At 67.4% G+C, this 20861-nt stretch carries 20 protein-coding genes; 15 read left to right on the top strand and 5 right to left on the bottom strand.

The genetic code is table 11. From position 1 onward, the window contains the following. Window positions 1-53: 53 nt before the first annotated feature. The 3 genes from AC1M14_RS19690 to ompA form a co-directional block, all read right to left on the bottom strand. Entirely contained in the window at window positions 54-728 is a 675-nt protein-coding gene (locus AC1M14_RS19690) for an HAD-IA family hydrolase (protein ID WP_102774895.1), read from the bottom strand. Beyond that, window positions 725-1453: a bifunctional 2-polyprenyl-6-hydroxyphenol methylase/3-demethylubiquinol 3-O-methyltransferase UbiG gene (gene ubiG / locus AC1M14_RS19685; RefSeq protein ID WP_102774894.1), complete on the bottom strand. Its 729-nt coding sequence runs from the start codon at window positions 1451-1453 to the stop codon at window positions 725-727. The genes AC1M14_RS19690 and ubiG overlap by 4 nt, the downstream gene beginning before the upstream one ends. 150 nt (window positions 1454-1603) lie before the next feature. Next, the gene (ompA, locus tag AC1M14_RS19680; protein WP_102774893.1) at window positions 1604-2197 is read right to left on the bottom strand and encodes an outer membrane protein OmpA; all 594 of its coding nucleotides are present in this window, start codon (window positions 2195-2197) and stop codon (window positions 1604-1606) included. A gap of 414 nt (window positions 2198-2611) precedes the next feature. Here ompA and gyrA point away from each other — a divergent pair, with 414 nt between their 5' ends. The 15 genes from gyrA (at window position 2612) to cysM (ending at window position 19044) form a co-directional block, all read left to right on the top strand. Continuing rightward, entirely contained in the window at window positions 2612-5281 is a 2670-nt protein-coding gene (gene gyrA, locus AC1M14_RS19675) for a DNA gyrase subunit A (RefSeq protein WP_102774892.1), read from the top strand. Next, window positions 5281-6411: a 3-phosphoserine/phosphohydroxythreonine transaminase gene (gene serC / locus AC1M14_RS19670; protein ID WP_168202252.1), complete on the top strand. Its 1131-nt coding sequence runs from the start codon at window positions 5281-5283 to the stop codon at window positions 6409-6411. Before gyrA ends, serC begins: the two co-directional genes overlap by 1 nt. After that, a complete protein-coding gene (gene pheA, locus AC1M14_RS19665) occupies window positions 6404-7489 on the top strand; it encodes a prephenate dehydratase (RefSeq protein ID WP_479730302.1) in 1086 nt (361 codons plus the stop codon). The genes serC and pheA overlap by 8 nt, the downstream gene beginning before the upstream one ends. 11 nt (window positions 7490-7500) lie before the next feature. Continuing rightward, window positions 7501-8622 carry a histidinol-phosphate transaminase gene (hisC, locus tag AC1M14_RS19660; RefSeq protein ID WP_111826702.1) on the top strand — a complete coding sequence of 374 codons (1122 nt, stop codon included), beginning with the start codon at window positions 7501-7503 and terminating at the stop codon, window positions 8620-8622. Next, window positions 8619-9521: a prephenate dehydrogenase gene (locus AC1M14_RS19655; protein WP_479730301.1), complete on the top strand. Its 903-nt coding sequence runs from the start codon at window positions 8619-8621 to the stop codon at window positions 9519-9521. Before hisC ends, AC1M14_RS19655 begins: the two co-directional genes overlap by 4 nt. A 5-nt stretch (window positions 9522-9526) precedes the next feature. Further along, window positions 9527-10849 carry a 3-phosphoshikimate 1-carboxyvinyltransferase gene (aroA, locus tag AC1M14_RS19650; RefSeq protein ID WP_479730300.1) on the top strand — a complete coding sequence of 441 codons (1323 nt, stop codon included), beginning with the start codon at window positions 9527-9529 and terminating at the stop codon, window positions 10847-10849. A gap of 13 nt (window positions 10850-10862) precedes the next feature. Further along, window positions 10863-11558: a (d)CMP kinase gene (gene cmk / locus AC1M14_RS19645; RefSeq protein ID WP_479730299.1), complete on the top strand. Its 696-nt coding sequence runs from the start codon at window positions 10863-10865 to the stop codon at window positions 11556-11558. Between the two features lie 153 nt (window positions 11559-11711). Then, window positions 11712-13424, top strand: a complete 1713-nt coding sequence (gene rpsA / locus AC1M14_RS19640; protein ID WP_168202253.1) for a 30S ribosomal protein S1 — start codon at window positions 11712-11714, stop codon at window positions 13422-13424. 3 nt (window positions 13425-13427) lie between these two features. Further along, window positions 13428-13787 (top strand): integration host factor subunit beta, encoded by a 360-nt coding sequence (locus AC1M14_RS19635; protein ID WP_013392394.1) that lies wholly within the window; start codon window positions 13428-13430, stop codon window positions 13785-13787. 156 nt (window positions 13788-13943) lie between these two features. Then, window positions 13944-14258: a LapA family protein gene (locus AC1M14_RS19630; protein ID WP_102774885.1), complete on the top strand. Its 315-nt coding sequence runs from the start codon at window positions 13944-13946 to the stop codon at window positions 14256-14258. 51 nt (window positions 14259-14309) lie between these two features. Further along, window positions 14310-15524 (top strand): lipopolysaccharide assembly protein LapB, encoded by a 1215-nt coding sequence (gene lapB / locus AC1M14_RS19625; protein WP_479730298.1) that lies wholly within the window; start codon window positions 14310-14312, stop codon window positions 15522-15524. Continuing rightward, complete coding sequence (rfaE1, locus tag AC1M14_RS19620; protein WP_102774883.1) at window positions 15521-16462, top strand: D-glycero-beta-D-manno-heptose-7-phosphate kinase; 942 nt, start codon at window positions 15521-15523, stop codon at window positions 16460-16462. Before lapB ends, rfaE1 begins: the two co-directional genes overlap by 4 nt. Next, window positions 16459-17451, top strand: coding sequence for an ADP-glyceromanno-heptose 6-epimerase (gene rfaD, locus AC1M14_RS19615; protein WP_479730297.1), 993 nt, complete (start codon window positions 16459-16461; stop codon window positions 17449-17451). The genes rfaE1 and rfaD overlap by 4 nt, the downstream gene beginning before the upstream one ends. 156 nt (window positions 17452-17607) lie before the next feature. Next, window positions 17608-18054 carry a ComEA family DNA-binding protein gene (locus AC1M14_RS19610; RefSeq protein WP_479730296.1) on the top strand — a complete coding sequence of 149 codons (447 nt, stop codon included), beginning with the start codon at window positions 17608-17610 and terminating at the stop codon, window positions 18052-18054. A gap of 81 nt (window positions 18055-18135) precedes the next feature. Then, a complete protein-coding gene (gene cysM, locus AC1M14_RS19605; RefSeq protein WP_102774880.1) occupies window positions 18136-19044 on the top strand; it encodes a cysteine synthase CysM in 909 nt (302 codons plus the stop codon). 12 nt (window positions 19045-19056) lie between these two features. On the opposite strand, the gene AC1M14_RS19600 is transcribed toward cysM, so the two are convergent. Continuing rightward, window positions 19057-20037, bottom strand: a complete 981-nt coding sequence (locus tag AC1M14_RS19600) for a tripartite tricarboxylate transporter substrate binding protein (protein WP_209166651.1) — start codon at window positions 20035-20037, stop codon at window positions 19057-19059. After that, window positions 20034-20810, bottom strand: coding sequence for an IclR family transcriptional regulator (locus tag AC1M14_RS19595; RefSeq protein WP_209166652.1), 777 nt, complete (start codon window positions 20808-20810; stop codon window positions 20034-20036). Before AC1M14_RS19595 ends, AC1M14_RS19600 begins: the two co-directional genes overlap by 4 nt. Between the last annotated feature and the right edge of the window lie 51 nt (window positions 20811-20861).

Below are 20861 nucleotides of genomic sequence, written 5' to 3'. Positions count from 1 at the left end.
CGCCTGACCGGCGCCGGGACCGGGACGGGCGCGGCCCGTCCCTTCGGGCGGCCCTAGCGCAGGTCGCTGGGCAGCAGGGGCTCGATGGCCGGCCACAGCTCCGCGGGGGAGTGGGCGCAGGTCTCGGCTTCCCAGGTCGTGATGTTGTCGTCTTCGCCGACGTAGCCGTAGGCCGCGGCGACGGCGGGCATGCCGGCGGCGTGCGCGGCCTGGATGTCGCGCAGGTCGTCGCCGACGTAGACGCAGCGGTCCACGGCAAAGCCGGCCTCGCGCGCGGCGTGCTGCAGCGGCAGGGGATGGGGCTTGGCGTGCGCCGTGGTGTCGCCGCAGACCAGCACGGCGCTGTCGCGCGTCAGGTCCAGGTGTTCGACGATGGGCAGAGTCAGGTAGGTGACCTTGTTGGTGACGATGCCCCAGGACAGGCCGCGGCGGCGGATATCGGCCAGCAGCTCGCCGATGCCGGGGAACAGCTTGCTGTGGACGGTGGAGCCGGCCGCGTAGTCTTCCAGGAACTGCAGGCGGGTGGGCTCGTAGTCGGGATCTCCGGGCTTGAGGCCCAGCGCCACGCGCAGCAGGCCGCGCGCGCCCTGCGAGGCCACCGGACGCAGCAGTTCGTAGGCCATCGGTTCCAGACCCTTGCGGGTGCGTTGGCGGTTGGCCGCAGCGGCGAGGTCGGGGGCGGTGTCGGCCAGCGTGCCGTCGAAGTCGAACAGGATCAGGGCGCTCATTTGCGGGTAGCCATCAGGTAGTTGACCGAAGTATCGGATGACAGGGAGTAGATCTGGGTGATCGGGTTGTATTCCATGCCGCGCATGCCGACCGGCTCCAGGCCGGCGCCGCGCGCCGCCGCCGACAGTTCGCTGGGCTTGATGAACTGCTCGTAGCTGTGGGTGCCGCGCGGCAGCAGGCGCAGCACGTATTCCGCGCCCACGATGGCGAACAGGAAGGATTTGGGGTTGCGGTTCAGGGTGGAGAAGAACACCCAGCCGCCCGGTTTGACCAGGGTCGAGCACGCGCGCACGATGGAGGCCGGGTCCGGCACGTGTTCCAGCATTTCCATGCAGGTGACCACGTCGTAGTGGCCGGGCCGTTCGGCCGCCAGCTCTTCGACCGGGACCTTGCGGTATTCCACTTGCACGCCGGATTCCAGGCCGTGCAGGCGCGCCACCTTCAGGGATTTGTCGGCCAGGTCGATGCCGGTGACCGCCGCGCCGCTTTTGGCCATGGACTCGGACAGGATGCCGCCGCCGCAGCCCACGTCCAGCACGGTCTTGCCTGCCAGGCTGCCCGCGCACTCCTGGATCCATTCGAGCCGCAGCGGATTGATGGCATGCAGCGGCTTGAACTCGCTTTCGGGGTCCCACCAGCGGCTGGCCAGGGCGCCGAACTTGTCCAGTTCGGCCTGGTCGGCGTTGACGGCGGGGCGGGCGGTGTCGTGGGTTTGCGTGGTCATGGGCAGTCCAGCGTAAGGCGACGCTATATATAGAGGGGCTCCTGCGCGCCTGGCGAGGAGGGGCGCCGCACCGCTGCACCAAAAGGGTGCGCAGGCGACGAAAAAAAGGCCTCGCTATGCGAGGCCCCTTTATTGTAGCTAGTCCGGCAATTACTTGCGGCTACCCACGATTTCGATCTCAACGCGACGGTTCTGGGCGCGGCCTTCCTTCGTCTTGTTGGAAGCGATCGGGTTCAGCTCGCCCTTGCCTTCCGTGTAGATACGGTTGGGGTCGATACCCTTGCTGACCAGGTAGCTCTTGACCGAAGCGGCACGACGCTCGGACAGCTTCTGGTTGTAGGCTTCGGTGCCGATCGAGTCGGTGTGGCCCACAGCGATGATGGTTTCGAGGTCGATGCCGTTGGCTTGCTGGGCGACTTGGTCCAGCAGCTGGCGGCCTTCGGGCTTCAGGGTCGACTTGTCGAAGTCGAAGAACGTGTCGGCGTTGAACACGACCTTGGCCGCCATCGGGGCGGGCTTCGGCTTCTGTTGCGCAACCGGAACGCCGTCGCAGCCGGGGATGCCGGTGGCCGGGGTCCAGAACGCATCGCGCCAGCACAGTTCGTTCGTGCCGTTCTTCCAAACGTCACCGAACGGATTGCGCCAGTTGTCCACCGTGTCGGGATAGGTCTGGGCCGAGGCTACACCCGAGGCCGTGACGGCGGCGAAGGCGAGCGCCAGAGCGAATTTGGAGGGTTTGTTCATGTTTCTCCTCGTTGAGCTTGAAGCTGGATAAGTGACTCGCAGCGAACCCCCGCCGCATATCAGGAAAACGGGGCCAGTATAGCAACGCCAAGAGCTGGTTCAAAGGAATAGCTACTGGGTTTCCTGCGTGCTGGAAACAATCTTAAGGCATTTGGGGGGCTTTGGCTTCCCTGGACAGGCGCATTGACGCTGGATATGACGTTTTCGGCGCTCCATCGGTTTTCCATGTTGGTTTTTGACAACAGGCCCGCAGGGCGCGGGCGGACGCGCCGGCGGCCGGGTCTGGATGTCGTCCGGCCGGGCCCGCCGGCGAGCGCCCCGGGGCGCTCCTTCTGACCGCTCGGTGAATCGAATGATAGAATTTCCTGTTTACCCGGCCCGGGTTCCTCCTTACACGATTCTGTCGTTATATATATGGATTCCTTTGCCAAGGAGACGCTTCCGGTATCGCTGGAAGAAGAGATGCGCCGCAGTTACCTCGATTACGCGATGAGCGTGATCGTGGGTCGGGCGCTACCGGATGTGCGGGACGGCCTCAAGCCCGTCCACCGGCGCGTGCTCTACGCGATGCACGAACTGAACAACGACTGGAACCGCGCCTACAAGAAGTCGGCGCGTATCGTCGGGGACGTCATCGGTAAGTACCACCCCCACGGCGACCAGTCCGTCTACGACACCATCGTCCGCATGGCGCAGGATTTCTCCATGCGCTACATGCTGGTGGACGGCCAGGGCAACTTCGGCTCGATCGACGGCGACAACGCCGCGGCGATGCGTTACACCGAAATCCGCCTGGCCAAGATCGCCCACGAGCTGCTGGCCGACATCGACCAGGAAACGGTGGACTTCGGCCCCAACTACGACGGCAGCGAACAGGAACCGCTGCTGCTGCCGTCGCGCCTGCCCAACCTGCTGGTCAACGGCAGTTCGGGCATCGCGGTGGGCATGGCCACCAACATTCCGCCCCACAACCTGCAGGAAGTGGTCGACGGCTGCCTGTACTGCCTGCGTAATCCGGCGTGTTCGGTCGACGAGCTCATGGAGCTCATCCCGGCGCCCGATTTCCCCACCGGCGGCGTCATCTACGGCATGTCGGGCGTGCGCGAAGGCTACCGCACCGGCCGCGGCCGCGTGGTCATGCGCGCCAAGACCCACTTCGAGGACATGGAGAAGGGCAACCGCCAGGCCATCGTGGTCGACGCGATTCCCTACCAGGTCAACAAGAAGACGCTGCAGGAGCGCATCGCCGAGCTGGTCAACGACAAGAAGATCGAAGGCATCTCCGACATCCGCGACGAGTCCGACAAGGACGGCATGCGCCTGGTCATCGAGCTCAAGCGCGGCGAGGTCCCCGAGGTCGTCCTGAACAACCTCTACAAGAACACGCAGCTGCAGGACACCTTCGGGATGAACCTGGTGGCGCTGGTCGACGGCCAGCCGCGCCTGCTCAACCTGAAGCAGATGATCGACTACTTCCTGCAGCACCGCCGGGAAGTGGTCACGCGCCGCACGGTGTTCCAGCTGCGCAAGGCCCGCGAACGCGGCCACGTGCTGGAAGGCCTGGCCGTGGCGCTGGCCAACATCGACGACTTCATCGCCATCATCAAGGCTGCGCCGACCCCGCCGGTCGCGCGCCAGGAACTGATGGCGCGTTCCTGGGATTCGTCGCTGGTGCGCGAGATGCTGTCGCGCGCCGACGGCGACACGCCGGGAGGCCGCGCGGCCTTCCGCCCGGACGACCTGGGCGCCGAATTCGGCCTGCAGGGCGACGGCCTGTACCGCCTGAGCGATACGCAGGCCCAGGAAATCCTGAACATGCGCCTGCAGCGCCTGACCGGGCTGGAGCAGGACAAGATCGTCGGCGAATACAAGGACATCATGTCCACCATCGCCGATCTGCTCGACATCCTGGCGCGCCCCGAGCGCATCACCACCATCATCGGCGAGGAACTGCAGGCCATCAAGGCCGAGTTCTCGACCGGCGCCAAGGACTCGCGCCGCTCGGAAATCGAGCTCAACGCAACCGAACTCGACACCGAAGACCTGATCACGCCGACCGACATGGTCGTGACCCTGTCGCACGGCGGCTACATCAAGAGCCAGCCGCTGTCCGAATACCGCTCGCAAAAACGCGGCGGACGCGGCAAGCAGGCCACGGCCATGAAGGAAAACGACTGGATCGACCAGCTCTTCATCGCCAACACGCACGACTTCCTGCTGTGCTTCTCCAACCGCGGCCGGGTGTACTGGCTGAAGGTCTGGGAAGTGCCGCAGGGCACGCGCAATTCGCGCGGCAAGCCCATCGTCAACATGTTCCCGCTGGCCGACGGCGAGAAGATCACGGTGGTGCTGCCGGTCAAGGAATTCAGCGAAGACCACTACGTGTTCATGGCGACCTCGCGCGGCACGGTCAAGAAGACGCCGCTGTCGGACTTCTCCAATCCGCGCAAGGCCGGCATCATCGCCGTGGACCTGGACGACGGCGATTACCTGATCGGCGCCGACCTGACCGACGGCAAGCACGACGTCATGCTGTTCTCCGACGCCGGCAAGGCCGTGCGCTTCGACGAGAACGACGTGCGCCCGATGGGCCGCAACGCCCGCGGCGTGCGCGGCATGATGCTGGAAGACACCCAGACCGTGATCGCGCTGCTGGTCGCGGGCGACGAAACCCAAAGCGTGCTGACCGCCACCGAGAACGGCTACGGCAAGCGCACCCCGATCACCGAGTACACGCGCCACGGCCGCGGCACCAAGGGCATGATCGCCATCCAGACCAGCTCGCGCAACGGCAAGGTGGTGGGTGCGGTGCTGGTCATGCCTTCGGACGAGATCATGCTGATCACGACCGGCGGCGTACTGGTGCGCACGCGCGTCTCGGAAATCCGTGAAATGGGCCGCGCCACGCAGGGCGTCACCCTCATCAACGTCGACGACGGCAGCTCGCTGTCGGGCGTGCGCCGGGTCGTGGAAAGCGACGCGGACGATGACGGCGACCTCGACGAGGACGGCCAGGGCACGGATGGCGGCGACGGCAACGGCGCAGCCGACACGACGGATTCGACCGAACCTACGGAGCAATAATGGCCCGCCCCTGGAACTTCTCGGCAGGCCCCTCGGCCTTGCCCGAGGTGGTGCTGCAGCAAGCCGCTGCGGAAATGCTGGACTGGCACGGCAGCGGCATGTCCGTGATGGAAATGAGCCATCGCGGCAAGCACTTCGTGCAGATCTGCGATGAAGCCGAATCGGACCTGCGCGACCTGCTGCAACTGCCGGCGGACTACGCCGTCATGTTCATGCAGGGCGGGGGTTCCGGGGAAAACGCCATCGTGCCCATGAACCTCATGGGGCGCCGCGGCACGCCGGCGGCCGACTTCGTGGTCACGGGCCACTGGTCCAAGCGTTCCTACAAGGAAGCCGGCCGCTACGGCAGCACGCAGCTTGCGGCCAGCAGCGAGCAGGCCGTCGAGCTCGACGGCCGCGAGCAGGCCCCGCTGACCTGGGTGCCGCCGGTCGAGACCTGGCAGGTGCGCAAGGATTCCGCCTATCTGCACCTGTGCAGCAACGAGACCATCGGCGGCGTCGAATTCATGGACTGGCCGGACACCGCCGCGCTGGGCGCGCCCGACGTGCCGCTGGTGGTGGACGCCTCTTCGCATTTCCTGTCGCGTCCCATGGACGTGACGCGCTGCGGCCTGCTGTATGCGGGCGCGCAGAAGAACGCCGGCCCGGCGGGCGTGACCGTCGTCATCGCGCGCCGCGACCTGATCGGCCATGCCCTGCCGATCTGTCCGTCCGCGTTCGACTACGCCAACGTGGCCGCCGAGCACTCGCGCTACAACACGCCGCCCACTTTCGCGATCTACGTCGCGGGCCTGGTGTTCAAGTGGGTCAAGGCCAACGGCGGCGTGGCCGGCATGGAAGCCGCCAACAAGGCCAAGGCCGACCTGCTGTACGGCTACCTGGACAGCACCTCGTTCTACCGCAATCCTGTACACGCGCCGGTGCGTTCGCGCATGAACGTGCCGTTCGTGCTGCGCGACGAATCGCTCAACGAGGCCTTCCTGCAAGGCGCGGACGCCGCCGGCCTGACGCAGCTGAAGGGCCACAAGAGCGTGGGCGGGATGCGCGCCTCCATCTACAACGCCGTGCCCCTGGCCGCCGTGCAGGCGCTGGTCGAGTATCTGAAGGAATTCGAGCGCCGCTATGGATGATGAACTGCAAAGCAAGCTGCTTCCGCTGCGCCAACGCATCGACGCGCTGGACGCGCAGATCCTCGAATTGCTGACGCAGCGCGCGCGCGCCGCGCTCGAAGTGGGCGAGGCCAAGCACGCCGCGCACGCCGACGGCCCGGTGCTGCGCCCCGAGCGCGAGGCCGACGTCATCCGGCGCCTGCAGCAGACCAACCCCGGCCCGTTCCCGAACGCGGGCGTGGCGGCCGTGTGGACCGAGATCATCTCGGCCTGCCGCGGCCTGGAACGCGGCATGACGGTCGCCTTCCTGGGGCCGCAGGGCTCGTTTTCCGAACAGGCGGCGATGGAGCATTTCGGCCATGCCGTGCAGCAGCTGCCGTGCGCGTCCTTCGATGAAGTGTTCCGCGCCGTCGAGGCCGGCCAGGCCGACGTGGGCATGGTGCCGGTGGAGAACTCCACCGAAGGCGCCGTCAACCGCAGCCTGGACCTGCTGCTGAACACGCCGCTCAAGATCCTGGGCGAGCGTTCGCTGGTGATCCGCCATTGCCTGATGTCGCAGTCCGGCAGCATGGACGGCATCAAGACCATTTCCGCGCATCCGCAGGCGCTGGCCCAGTGCCAGGGCTGGCTGACGCGCCACTATCCCGGCGTGCCCCGCGTGGCCGCGTCCAGCAATTCCGAGGCCGCGCGCGCGGCCGCGTCCGACCCCTCCATCGCCGCGATCGCGGGCGAGGTGGCCGCGCCCGCCTGGAACCTGAAGATCGCCGCCGCCGGCATCCAGGACGACCCGCAGAACCGCACCCGGTTCCTGGCCATCGGCAATATCGAGCCGCTGGTCAGCGGCCGCGACAAGACCAGCCTGATCCTGGCCGTGCCCAACCGCGCCGGCGCGGTCTACGAAATGCTGGCCCCGCTGGCGGCCAACGGCGTGTCGATGACGCGTTTCGAATCGCGTCCGGCCCGCACCGGCCAGTGGGAATACTATTTCTACGTCGACGTGCTGGGCCACCGCAACGATCCGAACGTCGAACGCGCGCTTGCCACCCTGCAGGCGCAGGTCGCCTACCTGAAAGTGCTGGGTTCCTACCCGGCGTCGTGAGCCTCCACAACATGACCACCGCATCCAAGCCCCTCGCCGCCCCGGCGCACGTCAGCGCCATCGCCCCCTACCAGGCGGGCAAACCCATCGAAGAACTGGCCCGCGAGTTCGGGCTGGATCCGGCCGGCATCGTCAAGCTGGCGTCCAACGAAAACCCGCTGGGCATGCCCGGCTCGGCGCGCGAGGCCATGCTGGCCGCGGCCGAATCGCTGGCGCGCTACCCCGATCCCAACGGCTTCGATCTGAAGGCCGCGCTGGCCGAGCGCTACGGCGTGCCGATGAACTGGATCACGCTGGGCAACGGCTCCAACGACATCCTGGAAATCGCCGCGCTGGCGCTGCTGGAGCCGGGCGCTTCCGCCGTGTACGCGCAGCACTCGTTCGCGGTGTACCGCCTGGCCACACAGGCGCGCGGCGCGCGCCACATCGTGGTGCCGGCCAGGGACTACGGCCACGACCTGGACGCGATGTTCGACGCCATCGCCGACGACACCCGCCTGGTGTTCATCGCCAACCCGAACAACCCCACCGGCACCTTCGTGCCGGGCGAGCAGGTCGCGGCCTTCCTCGAACGCGTGCACGCCGCCCACGGCGAGCGCGTCACGGTGGTGCTGGACGAGGCCTATAACGAATACCTCGATCCCGAGTTCCGTTTCGACAGCACCGAGCTGGTGCGCCGCTATCCCAACCTGATCGTCTCGCGCACCTTCTCCAAGGCCTACGGCCTGGCCGGCCTGCGCGTGGGCTTCGCGGTGGCGCAGCCGGCCCTGACCGACCTGCTCAACCGCGTGCGCCAGCCGTTCAACGTCAACACGCTGGCGCAGGCCGCCGCCGTGGCCGCGCTGGGCGACGCCGCCTACCTGCAGCAGGCCTACTCCCTGAACAAGGCCGGCAAGGCGCAGCTGTGCGCCGCGTTCGAGGCCCTGAAGCTGCGCTACGTGCCCAGCTACGGCAACTTCGTGCTGGTGCACGTGGGCGATGCGCCGCGCATCAACCTCGAACTGCTCAAGCGCGGCGTGATCGTGCGCCCGGTGGCCGGAGACGGCTTGCCCGAGTGGCTGCGCGTGTCCATCGGCTTGCCCGAAGAGAACCAGCGTTTCATCGACGCGCTGGGCGCCATCCTGTCAGCATGAACGACGCTGCACTGTCTTCCGATCAGGGGGCCGCTGGCCCCCTGATTCCTGTATTGGCCGTCGTCGGCGTGGGCCTGATCGGCGGTTCGTTCGCCGCGGCGCTGCGCAGCGCCGGGCAGGTCGGCGTGGTGCTGGGGGCGGGACGCAATCCGCAGTCGCTGGCGCGCGCGCGCGAACTGGGCCTGATCGACGAGGCCGTGTCGCTCGAAGAGGCGGCCGCGCGCGCCGACCTGATCCTGCTGGCCACGCCGGTGGGCGGCCTGGCCGACGCCTTGTCGCGCATGCGCGCGCACCTGCGCGCCGGCGCCGTGCTGACCGACGCCGGCAGCACCAAGGCCGAGGTGGCCGCCGCGGTGCGCGCCGCGCTGGGCGAGCGGGCCGCGCAGTTCGTGCCCGGCCATCCGATCGCCGGCGCCGAACGCACCGGACCGGAAGCCGCGCAGGCCGACCTCTATCGCGATCGCACCGTCATCCTGACGCCGCTGCCCGGGAATTCCGCGGCCAGCGTCGATCTGGTGCGCCGCGCCTGGCTGGCCTGCGGCTCGCAAGTGATCGACATGGACGCCGACGCGCACGACCGGCTGCTGGCCTCGGTCAGCCATCTGCCGCACCTGTTGTCGGCGGTCTACATGAACCAGGTGGCCACGGCCGCCGACGCCGCCACCCGCCTGGACCTGGCGGGCAGCGGCTTTCGCGATTTCACGCGCATCGCGGCGGGTTCGCCGGAGATGTGGCGCGATATTTTCCTGTCCAACCGCGACGCGATGCTGGCCGAGCTGGCCGAGGTCCGCGCGGTGCTGGACCGGGCCGAGCACGCCATCGCCGCGGGCGACGGCGCGGCCTTGTCGACGCTGCTGGAGACGGCAGCGCGGGCGCGCCGCAACTGGCGCAAGGAGTAGCTGACATGGGCGCTTTGCCTTATCTGGATCTGCCCCGGGTGCGCCAGGCGCGGGGCGAAGTGGCCCTGCCGGGCTCCAAGAGCATTTCCAACCGCGTGCTGCTGCTGGCCGCGATCGCCGAAGGCGGCACGGCCATCACCGGGCTGCTGGATTCGGACGACACCCGCGTGATGCTGGCCGCCCTGCGCCAGCTGGGCGTGCAGGTCTCGGACCTGGACGCCGGCCGCGTCACGGTGCAGGGCGTGCCGCGCTTTCCGGTCGAAAGCGCCGACCTTTTCATGGGCAACGCCGGCACCGCCATCCGTCCGCTGACCGCGGCGCTGGCGCTGATGGGCGGCGACTACCGGCTCTCGGGCGTGCCGCGCATGCACGAGCGTCCCATCGGCGACCTGGTCGACGCCTTGAACGCGCTGGGCGCGCGCATCGATTACCTGGGCCAGCCGGGCTATCCGCCGCTGCGCATCGGCCGCGGCAAAATCGCCGGCGACGCGGTGGCGCGGGTGCAGGGGTCGGTCTCCAGCCAGTTCCTGACGGCGCTGCTGATGGCCGCGCCGCTGCAGGCGCGCGCCAGCGGCAAGCCGGTGGCGATCGAGGTCATCGGCGAGCTGATCTCCAAGCCCTATATCGAAATCACGCTGAACCTGATGGCGCGCTTCGGCGTGCAGGTGCGGCGCGAGGGCTGGAGCCGCTTCGTCATCGAGGCGGGCGCGTCCTACCGCAGCCCCGGGCAGATCGCGGTCGAGGGCGACGCGTCCACGGCGTCCTACTTCATGGCGCTGGGCGCGATCGGCGGCGGTCCGCTGCGCGTGACCGGCGTGGGCGCCGACAGCATCCAGGGCGACGTCGCGTTCGCCGACACCCTGGCCGGGATGGGCGCCCAGGTCAGCTACGGCCCCGGCTGGATCGAAGTGTCCGGCGCGCGCGTGGCCCGGGGCGAGCGCCTGAAGGCCTTCGACACCGATTTCAACCTGATCCCCGACGCCGCCATGACCGCGGCCGCGCTGGCGCTGTACGCCGACGGCCCGTGCCGGCTGCGCAACATCGGCAGCTGGCGCGTCAAGGAAACCGACCGCATCCACGCCATGCAGACCGAGCTGGCCAAGCTGGGCGCGCAGGTGGAATCGGGGCCGGATTGGCTGCGGGTCACGCCGCCGGCCGTCGACGGCTGGCGCGACGCGCACATCGGCACCTGGGACGACCACCGCATGGCGATGTGCTTCTCGCTGGCGGCGTTCGGCCCCGCGGCCGTACGTATTCTCGACCCCGGCTGCGTCAGCAAGACCTTCCCGGGTTACTTTGATGTCTACGCGGGCCTGGTTGCGGCCTAGCGACAATTACTCCATGACTTCGACTTCCTCCGAACTCTCCACCGCCGTTCCCGTCATCACGATCGACGGCCCCACCGCGTCCGGCAAGGGCACCGTGGCCCACCGGGTCGCCAAGGCCCTGGGCTGGGAAGTGCTGGACAGCGGCGCGCTGTATCGCCTGACCGCCCTGGCCGCGATCGAGCGCGGCCTGTCGGCCGACGACGAGCCCGCCGTGGCGCGCGCGGCCGAGACGCTGGACGTGCGTTTCGACGGCCCCCATATCTACCTGGAGGGCAGGGAGGTCGGCCACGACATCCGCCGCGAGGAAGTCGGCAATTTCGCCTCGCGCGTGGCGGCGTTCCCGGGCGTGCGCCAGGCGCTGCTCGAGCGCCAGCGCGCCTTTCGCCGGGCGCCCGGCCTAGTGGCCGACGGGCGCGACATGGGCACGGTGGTGTTTCCCGACGCGCCGCTGAAAGTGTTCCTGGTCGCCGACGTGGTCGCGCGGGCGCAGAGGCGCTGTAAGCAGTTGATCGAAAAGGGAATTTCTGCTAATCTAGACGACCTTTTGCGGGATATGCGCGAGCGCGACGCACGGGATACCGGGCGGGCGGCCGCGCCATTGGCTCCCGCAGCGGATGCACGCGTACTGGATTCGTCGAATCTGACGATTGCGGAAACGGTGCAGGCAATACTGGATTTCTGGGGCGCCACGGCGTCCGGATCTGAATAGATTTGTTTTTTAGGCCCTGCTCAAGCCAGGCGACACCCCCACGGGCCACCCCGCAAGGGTAAGCCAGCAGGCAGGTATTTTGACTCCACTGTGGCGGGCAATCCGCTGCGGTGTGTTTTTAACGGCCATTGCGGCCCAATGGATTTCAACCCCATGTCTTCCGTTTCCACTACCGCCACCGGCGGCGAAAGCTTCGCCGACCTTTTCGCACAAAGCCTCAAGAGCCAGGACATGAAGTCCGGCGAGGTCATCAGCGCCGAAGTCGTGCGCGTCGACCACAACTTCGTCGTCGTCAACGCCGGCCTGAAGTCCGAAGCGCTGATCCCCCTGGAAGAGTTCCTGAACGACCAGGGCGAACTCGAAGTGCAGCCCGGCGATTTCGTCTCGGTGGCCATCGATTCCCTGGAAAACGGCTACGGCGACACCATCCTGTCGCGTGACCGCGCCAAGCGCCTGTCGGCCTGGCTGCAACTGGAAAAGGCCCTGGAGAACGGCGAACTGGTCACCGGCACCATCACCGGCAAGGTGAAGGGCGGCCTGACCGTCATGACCAACGGCATCCGCGCGTTCCTGCCGGGTTCGCTGGTGGATCTGCGCCCGGTCAAGGACACCACCCCGTACGAAGGCAAGACCCTCGAATTCAAGGTCATCAAGCTCGACCGCAAGCGCAACAACGTCGTGCTGTCGCGTCGCCAGGTGCTGGAAGCCAGCATGGGCGAAGAGCGCCAGAAGCTGCTCGAAACCCTGCACGAAGGTGCCGTGGTCAAGGGCGTGGTCAAGAACATCACCGACTACGGCGCGTTCGTGGACCTGGGCGGCATCGACGGCCTGCTGCACATCACCGACATGGCCTGGCGCCGTGTGCGTCACCCGTCCGAAGTCCTGCAAGTGGGTCAGGAAGTCGAAGCCAAGGTCCTCAAGTTCGACCAGGAAAAGAGCCGCGTCTCGCTGGGCGTCAAGCAGCTGGGCGAAGATCCGTGGGTCGGCCTCGCTCGCCGCTACCCGCAAGGCACCCGCCTGTTCGGCAAGGTCACCAACCTGACCGACTACGGCGCGTTCGTTGAAGTCGAAGCCGGCATCGAAGGCCTGGTGCACGTCTCCGAAATGGACTGGACCAACAAGAACGTCGATCCGCGCAAGGTCGTGACCCTGGGCGAAGAAGTCGAAGTCATGGTCCTGGAAATCGACGAAGACCGTCGCCGCATTTCGCTGGGCATGAAGCAGTGCCGCCAGAACCCGTGGGAAGAGTTCGCCACCAACTTCAAGCGTGGTGACAAGGTCCGCGGCGCCATCAAGTCGATCACCGACTTCGGCGTGTTCGTCGGCCTGCCCGGCGGCATCGACGGCCTGGTCCACCTGTCCGACCTGTCGTGGACGGAAGCTGGCGAAGAAGCCGTGCGCAACTTCAAGAAGGGCGACGAGATCGAAGCCGTGGTCCTGGGCATCGACACCGACAAGGAACGCATCTCGCTGGGCATCAAGCAGCTGGAAGGCGACCCGTTCAACAACTTCGTCGCCACTTTCGACAAGGGCGCCGTGGTTCCGGGCACCATCAAGTCGGTCGAAGCCAAGGGCGCCGTCGTGACGCTGTCCGTGGACGTCGAAGGCTACCTGCGCGCTTCCGAGATCTCCTCGGGCCGAGTCGAAGATGCCACCACCGTCCTGAGCGTCGGCGAAAACATCGAAGCCATGATCGTCAACATCGACCGCAAGACGCGTTCGATCCAGCTGTCGATCAAGGCCCGCGACAACGCCGAGACCGCCGAAACGATCCAGCGTATGTCCGATGCCAGCGCCTCGTCCGGCACCACCAACCTCGGCGCGCTGCTGAAGGCCAAGCTGGACCAACAGCGCAACGACGGTTAATTCGTGACCAAGTCGGAGCTGATCGCCGCCTTGGCGGCCCGCTATCCTCAGCTGGCCGCCCGCGACACCGATTACGCGGTCAAGACCGTGCTCGATGCGATGACCCAGGCCCTGGCCTCGGGCCAGCGCATCGAGATCCGCGGTTTTGGCAGCTTCTCGCTGTCGCAGCGGTCTCCCCGAATCGGGCGCAACCCGAAATCCGGCGAACAGGTGCTGGTGCCTGGCAAACAGGTGCCGCACTTCAAGGCGGGCAAGGAATTGCGCGAGCGGGTGGACTTGGCCGGCGGCAACGATGAGGACGCTCAATCCTCCGGATCGAGTGAACCGATGCCGTCGATGGTGAGTCTGCACGCCATGCATTGACGGCACGGCTGAAAGGCTGCCTTCGGGCGGATCGGACCGCGAACCAAGCCCCTTGAGCAATCAAGGGGCTTTGTTTTTGCGGGCCGGGTTTTTTCTCGCGGCGGGCGGGAGACGTCGCTTACAATTGAAAGTCTCGATTTCTAAGGAGCATGCGCCATGCGCTACCTCGTCTGGGCCCTGCGATTGCTCGTGTTCGTTGCGGTATTGATGTTCGCCTTGAAAAACACCGATCCGGTCGCCGTGAAGTTCTACGCCGACTACGTGGTGCAGGACGTCCCGCTCATCGTCGTGATGCTGGTGGTTTTCGTGCTGGGCGCCTTGTTCGGCCTGCTGCTGACCGTGCCCGCCGCCGTGCGCCGCCGCCGCGAGGCCATGCGCCTGCGCCGCGAGCTCGACCGCGTCCAGGCCGCCGTCAACGGCACCACGCCGGCCGTGCCGCCCGAAGCCGTCGCGCCGATGTCGCCGCTGTAATGCCGTTGCCCATCTCGTTTTCCGTACCGACCTGCCGCAAGGGCCTGAACAGTGGATTTTGAACCTTGGTGGTTGATTTTCGTGCCGGTGCTGTTCGCGCTGGGCTGGCTGGCCGCGCGCTTCGACATCCGGCAAATGCTGCGGGAAACCCGCAGCCTGCCCGACTCCTATTTCCGCGGCTTGAACTTCCTGCTCAATGAAGAGCCGGACCGCGCCATCGACGCCTTCGTCGAAGTCGCCAAGCTCGACCCCGAAACCACCGAGCTGCACTTCGCGCTGGGCAGCCTGTTCCGCCGCCGCGGCGAGATGGAACGCGCCATCCGCGTGCACCAGAGCCTGCTCAACCGCTCCGACCTGCCGGCCGCCGAGCGCGAACACGCCCAGCACGAACTGGCGCAGGATTTCCTCAAGGCCGGCATGCTGGATCGCGCCGAAAGCGGTTTCGAGCTGCTCAAGGACACCCGCTACGCCTTGCCGGCGCTGCGCTCGCTGATCCGCATCTACGAATCCGAGCACGACTGGCCGCGCGCCATCGAGGCCGTCAAGACGCTGCAAGGCCTGGTCGACGAGCCGGTGCCGCAGATCGTGCACTACTACTGCGAGCAGGCGCAGTCCGCGCTGGCGGCCAAGCCGGCCGACATCGACGCCGCCCACAAGGCGCTGGACGCGGCCGACCATGCGCTGTCGGGCATAGACGCCGCCTCCAGCCGCGGCGCCATGGTGCGCACCGCGATGCTGCGCGCGCGCCTGGCCCTGACCGAACAGGACCCCAAGCGCGAGCGCCTGTACCTGGAATCGGTCATGAACGACGCCCCCGAATACGCGGGCCTGGTCGCCGAGCAGGTGCTGGCCAACTACCGGGCCGCCCACCAGGAACAGGCCGGGCTGGACGTGCTGCTCAAGCAGTACGCGCGCCATGCCTCGCTGGACCTGTTCAACGTGCTGTTCCGCGAGCTGCGCGTGCAGCAGGGAGCTACGCCGGCCTGGACGTTCGCGCGCGGCGCGCTGCGCAGCCATCCGTCCCTGCTGGGCCTGGACCGCCTGCTCGAGGCCGAACTGGCCAATGGCGAGGGCGACGCCGACCACGGCCCGGTGCCGGGCGCCGACCTGACGCTGCTGCGCAGCCTGATCCACAAGCATACGCAGCGGCTCGACCGCTACGCATGCCGCAGTTGCGGTTTTCAGGCGCGTCGTTTTTACTGGCAATGTCCCGGCTGCAACGCCTGGGAGACCTACGCGCCGCGCCGCCTGGAAGAACTCGAATGAAATCTTTTCCCGCCGAAGCCATCTCGCACAGCCGCGTGCTCGTGGTGGGCGACGTGATGCTGGACCGGTACTGGTTCGGCGAGGTCGAACGCATCTCGCCGGAAGCGCCGGTGCCGGTGGTGCGCGTGGCGCGCCGCGAAGACCGCCTGGGCGGCGCCGCCAACGTCGCGCGCAACGTCGCGGCGCTGGGCGGCCACGTGACTCTGGTGGGCGTGCTGGGCGCCGACGAAGCCGGCGACAGCGTGCGCCGCCTGTCGACCGAGGCCGGCATCCAGGCCGACCTGATCGCCGACCCGTCGCTGCACACCACCTTGAAGATGCGCGTGCTGGGCCGCCAGCAGCAGCTGCTGCGGGTGGACTTCGAACAGCACCCCGAACAGGCCGCGCTCGACAGCGTGGACGCCGCGCTGGCCCGGCACCTGGCCAACCACGACATCATCGTGCTGTCCGACTACGCCAAGGGCGTGCTCACCCGGGTCGAGTCGCTCATCGCGCTGGCGCGGGCCGCGGGCATCCCGGTGCTGGTGGACCCCAAGGGCGACGACTACAGCCGCTATCGCGGCGCCACCCTGGTCACGCCCAACCGCTCGGAAATGCAGCAGGCCGTGGGCCGCTGGAATTCCGAGGCCGAACTCACCGATCGCGCGCAGCGGCTGCGCGCCGATCTGGACCTGGAAGCCCTGCTCGTGACGCGCTCCGAGCAGGGCATGACTTTGTTTACCGATGCGGGACGCGACCACATCGACGCGCAGGCGCACGAGGTGTTCGACGTGTCCGGCGCGGGCGACACCGTGCTGGCCACGCTGGCCGTGTCGCGCGCCATCGGCCTGCCGTGGGCCGATGCCATGGGCTGGGCCAACCGCGCCGGCGGCATCGCCGTGGGCAAGCTGGGCACGTCCGTCGTCACCGCCGCCGAACTGGCTGGAGAATCCTCATGATCGTCGTTACCGGAGCCGCGGGCTTCATAGGCAGCAACCTGGTGCGCGGGCTCAACCGCCGCGGCATCGAAGACATCATCGCCGTCGACGACCTCACCGAAGGCGACAAGTTCGTCAACCTGGTCGACTGCAAGATCGCCGACTACCTGGACAAGGACGACTTCCGCCGCCGCGTGGCCGACGGCAGCATCGGCGAGGTCCGCGCGGTCCTGCACCAGGGCGCCTGCTCGGACACCACCGAGCGCAACGGCCGCTACATGCTGGACAACAACTACCGCGTCACGCTGGAACTGTTCGAGTTCTGCCAGGCGCGCCGCATTCCCTTCCTGTACGCCTCGTCGGCCGCGGTCTATGGCGGCTCTTCGGTCTACGTGGAAGCCCCCGCCAACGAAGGCCCGCTGAACGTCTACGGCTATTCCAAGCTGCTGTTCGACCAGGTCCTGCGCCGGCGCATGGACAGCCTGACGGCCCAGGTGGTGGGCCTGCGCTACTTCAACGTTTACGGCCCGCACGAGCAGCACAAGGGCCGCATGGCCTCGGTGGCCTTCCACAACATGAACCAGTTCCTGGAACACGGCCACGTGCGCCTGTTCGCGGGCTGGGACGGCTACCCCGACGGCGGCCAGAGCCGCGACTTCATTTCCGTCGAGGACGTGGTGGCGGTGAACCTGCACTTCCTGGACCATCCGGAGCAGTCGGGCATCTTCAACTGCGGCACCGGCCGGGCGCAACCGTTCAACGACGTGGCCGCCGGCGTGGTCAACGCGCTGCGCGCCGAACGCGGCGAGGCCGAACTGCCGCTGGCGCAGCTGGTCGAGCAGGGCCTGATCCGCTACATCCCGTTCCCCGACGACCTCAAGGGCCGCTACCAGAGCTACACCCAGGCCGATGTCTCGCGCCTGCGCGCGGCCGGTTTCCAGGCGCCCATGCGCGACGTTCGCACCGGCGTGTCGGAGTACGTGCGGTACTGGCGCAACCTGACGCGCTAGCGCCCGGGCGCGGGGCATCGCCCCACGCAGACCACATCCACCCGCGGGTTTCCGGGGTGGATGTTTTCATTCACGGCGAACTCCTGGCGACGGGCCGCGCGGCATGATCGCTGCGTGGCTCGACAACCGTCGCGCCCGGTCCTTCAGGAGACTCGCATGAACCCGTTCCTACATTCCGTCACGGCGCGGCCGTCGCCGTCCACGCAATGGCGCAGCGCCGCCCGGCCCGGGCGCCAGCGCCAGGCCGGCGGCCAGCCGTGCGCCGCGCAGCCGCGCCCGTTGCGGCAGGCGCTGGGCGCGCTGCTGCTGACCGCGGGGCTGGGCCTGGCGGCCTCGCCGGCGCAGGCGGTGGACGTGAACCAGGCCAGCGTGCAGCAGCTCGAGGGCGTGCGCGGCATCGGCCCGCGCACCGCCGAAATCATCGTCCAGGAACGCGAGCGCGGCGGCAAGTTCGAATCGCTCGACGACCTGGCCGAACGCGTGCGCGGCATCGGCGCGAAAAAGGCGCAGGCCCTGAAGGCCGCGGGCCTGCAGGTGGGCAAGGCGGCCGCGGCGCCGAAGCCCGCCGCCGCAAGGCCGGCGCCGGCCCGCGCCAAACCCTGACGCCGGCGTCCGCGCCGGTGGCCCTGGCGGCAGCGCGGATTTAGCCGCCGCGCGCCGCCGGGCGGAGTTATCATCATCCGCATGACTACTACCTATCCCACTATCGAGCAAACCGTCGGCAACACGCCGCTGGTGCGCCTGCAGCGCATCCCCGGAGCCGCGGGCGCCGCGCGGGGCAACGTCATCCTGGCCAAGCTGGAAGGCAACAACCCCGCCGGCTCCGTCAAGGACCGTCCCGCGCTGTCCATGATCAAGCACGCGGAAGAGCGCGGCGACATCAAGCCGGGCGACACCCTTATCGAAGCCACCAGCGGCAATACCGGCATCGCGCTGGCCATGGCGGCCGCCATGCGCGGCTACCGCATGATCCTCATCATGCCGGACAACCTGTCGTTGGAGCGCCGCGCGGCGATGACCGCCTATGGCGCAGAGCTGATCCTGACGCCGGCCGACAAGGGCGGCATGGAATACGCCCGCGACCTGGCCACCGAAATGCAGGCCGACGGCCGCGGCCTGGTCCTGGACCAGTTCGCCAATCCGGACAACCCCCGCGCCCACATCGAAACCACCGGCCCCGAAATCTGGAACCAGACCGAAGGCCGGGTCACGCATTTCGTCAGCGCCATGGGCACCACCGGCACCATCATGGGCGTGTCCACCTACCTCAAGTCGCGCAATCCCGCCGTGCAGGTCGTGGGCGCCCAGCCGGCCGAAGGCTCGTCCATTCCCGGCATCCGCAAATGGCCCGAGGCCTATCTGCCGAAGATCTTCGATCGCAGCCGGGTGGACGCCTACGAATCCATCGCGCAAACGGAAGCCGAGGTCATGGCCCGCCGCCTGGCCGCCGAAGAAGGCATCTTCGGCGGCATCTCGTCGGCCGGCGCCCTGGTCGCCGCGCTGCGCGTGGCCGAGCGCGTCAACGACGCCACCATCGTGTTCATCGTCTGCGACCGCGGCGACCGCTACCTGTCCACCGGCGTTTTCAACTGATCTTTCCCGGGCTTATTCGGGCTGGATGCCGGCGTCCTGCATCACCTTGATCCAACGCTTGCTTTCGGCGAGGTTGAAGGCTTCGGCTTCCTGATAGCTCATGGCGCTGGGCAGCGTGCCCTGCGACTTCAAGGCCTCGATCACCTTGGGCGACTGCGAGGCTTCGATCATGACCTGATTGAGCTTGGCGATGATCGGTTCCGGCGTGTCCTTCGGCGCCCACATGCCGTACCAGGTGACGATGTCGAAGCCGGGCAGCACGGTTTCCGCGATGGTCGGCACCTCGGGCAATTCGGCCAGGCGCGTCTTGGTCGTGACGGCGATCGGGCGCACCTTGCCGCTCTGGATGAGCGGCAGGGCCGGCGCCAGCGGCGCGTACATCAGATCCACATGGCCGCCCGCGACGTCGGTCAGCGCCGGGCTGCTGCCGCGATAGCCGACGTGGGTGATCTTGGCCTTGGTGGAAGTATTGATCAGTTCGCCCGCCAGGTGGGGCAGGGTGGCGACGCCGGGCGAGGCGAAGCTCAGCGAGCCGGGCTGGGCCTGGGCCTGCTTGATCAGATCGCCGAAGGTCTTGAATCTGGAATCGGGCGGAACCACGGCCACCATCGGCACCGTGCCCAGCACGCCCACCATCCGGAAGTCCTGGATCGGGTCAAAGGACAGGTTCTTGAACTGGGCCGGGTAGATGCCCTGGACGGACGGGTTCATCAGCAGGGTGTAGCCGTCGGCGGGGGCCTTGGCCACCTGGGCCGTGCCGATGGTGCCGCTGGCCCCGGCGCGGGTTTCGATCACCAGCGGTTGCCCCAGGATTTCACCCATCTGGACTGCGATCAAACGGCCGACGACGTCGGTGGGGCCGCCCGCCGCCCACGGCATGATCACGCGTATCGGCTTGTCCGGATAAGCGGCCTGCGCATAGGCGTTTGCAACCGGCAGGGACGCCATGACGGCCGCCGAGCATGCCGCGGCCAGGAAAGTGCGTTTGTTCATCTACTGTCTTCTCCTACAAAAGTGAGATTGGCCGAGGGCAGGGCCGCGCGCAGCAGCGTCTTTACCTCGGTCAGCCGTTGACCCGTGATGGCTTCGTTCTTTTGCATCCTGCCCAGCGGGCCGGCCACCACGATTGCAAACGGTTGTTCGTATGCCCGGAATCCGAGCGAAATGGACATGACGTCCTCGACGTTTTCGCCGACGGAGCGCTGCCAGCCGCGAGCGATGCCCGCTTCCAGGTCGCGGTCGAAGGCCTCCCGGCTGGTCAGCGTGCTGTCGGTATAGGCAGCAAAACCGCTATAGGTCTTGAACCATTTCTGCCGCTCGTCGGCGGACAGCACCGATAGCAGGGCCTTGCCGGAACTGGTGGCGTGCACCGCCTTGAAACCGCCGGGTTGATGGGAAAAGCGGATCGTCTGCTTGGATTCGGCGACGATCAGGTAAACGACCTTGTCGTCGGCGAGCTTGGCCAGCAGCGCCGTCTCTCCCGTGATGTCGCGCACCTGGGCCAGTACCGGCTCGATCACCGCGTTCAACGGGTCGCTCTGGCAGATCAGGGTCGCCACGTGGATGAGCTTCTGCGTCGGGTAATAGCCATGCTTTTTGCCGATTTCATACAGATAGCCGCGCGCCACCATGGTCTTCAGCAGACCGTGGCAACTCGAGAGCGGAATCCCCATCTGCGTAGCGATCTCGCTGTACAGCAAGGGCTTCTGCGCTTCGGCAAACAGATTCAAGACATCCAGCACACGGCCAGCAGTCTTCACATCCATGATGGTAGTATCCTATACGTGATAAATTTATGTCAAATTGCTAATTGCCAA

It is taken from the genome of Achromobacter sp. SX5, assembly GCF_056711425.1.
The sequence above is the reverse complement of the archived record's forward strand: the minus strand, read 5'-3'. Positions and strand labels throughout refer to the sequence as shown.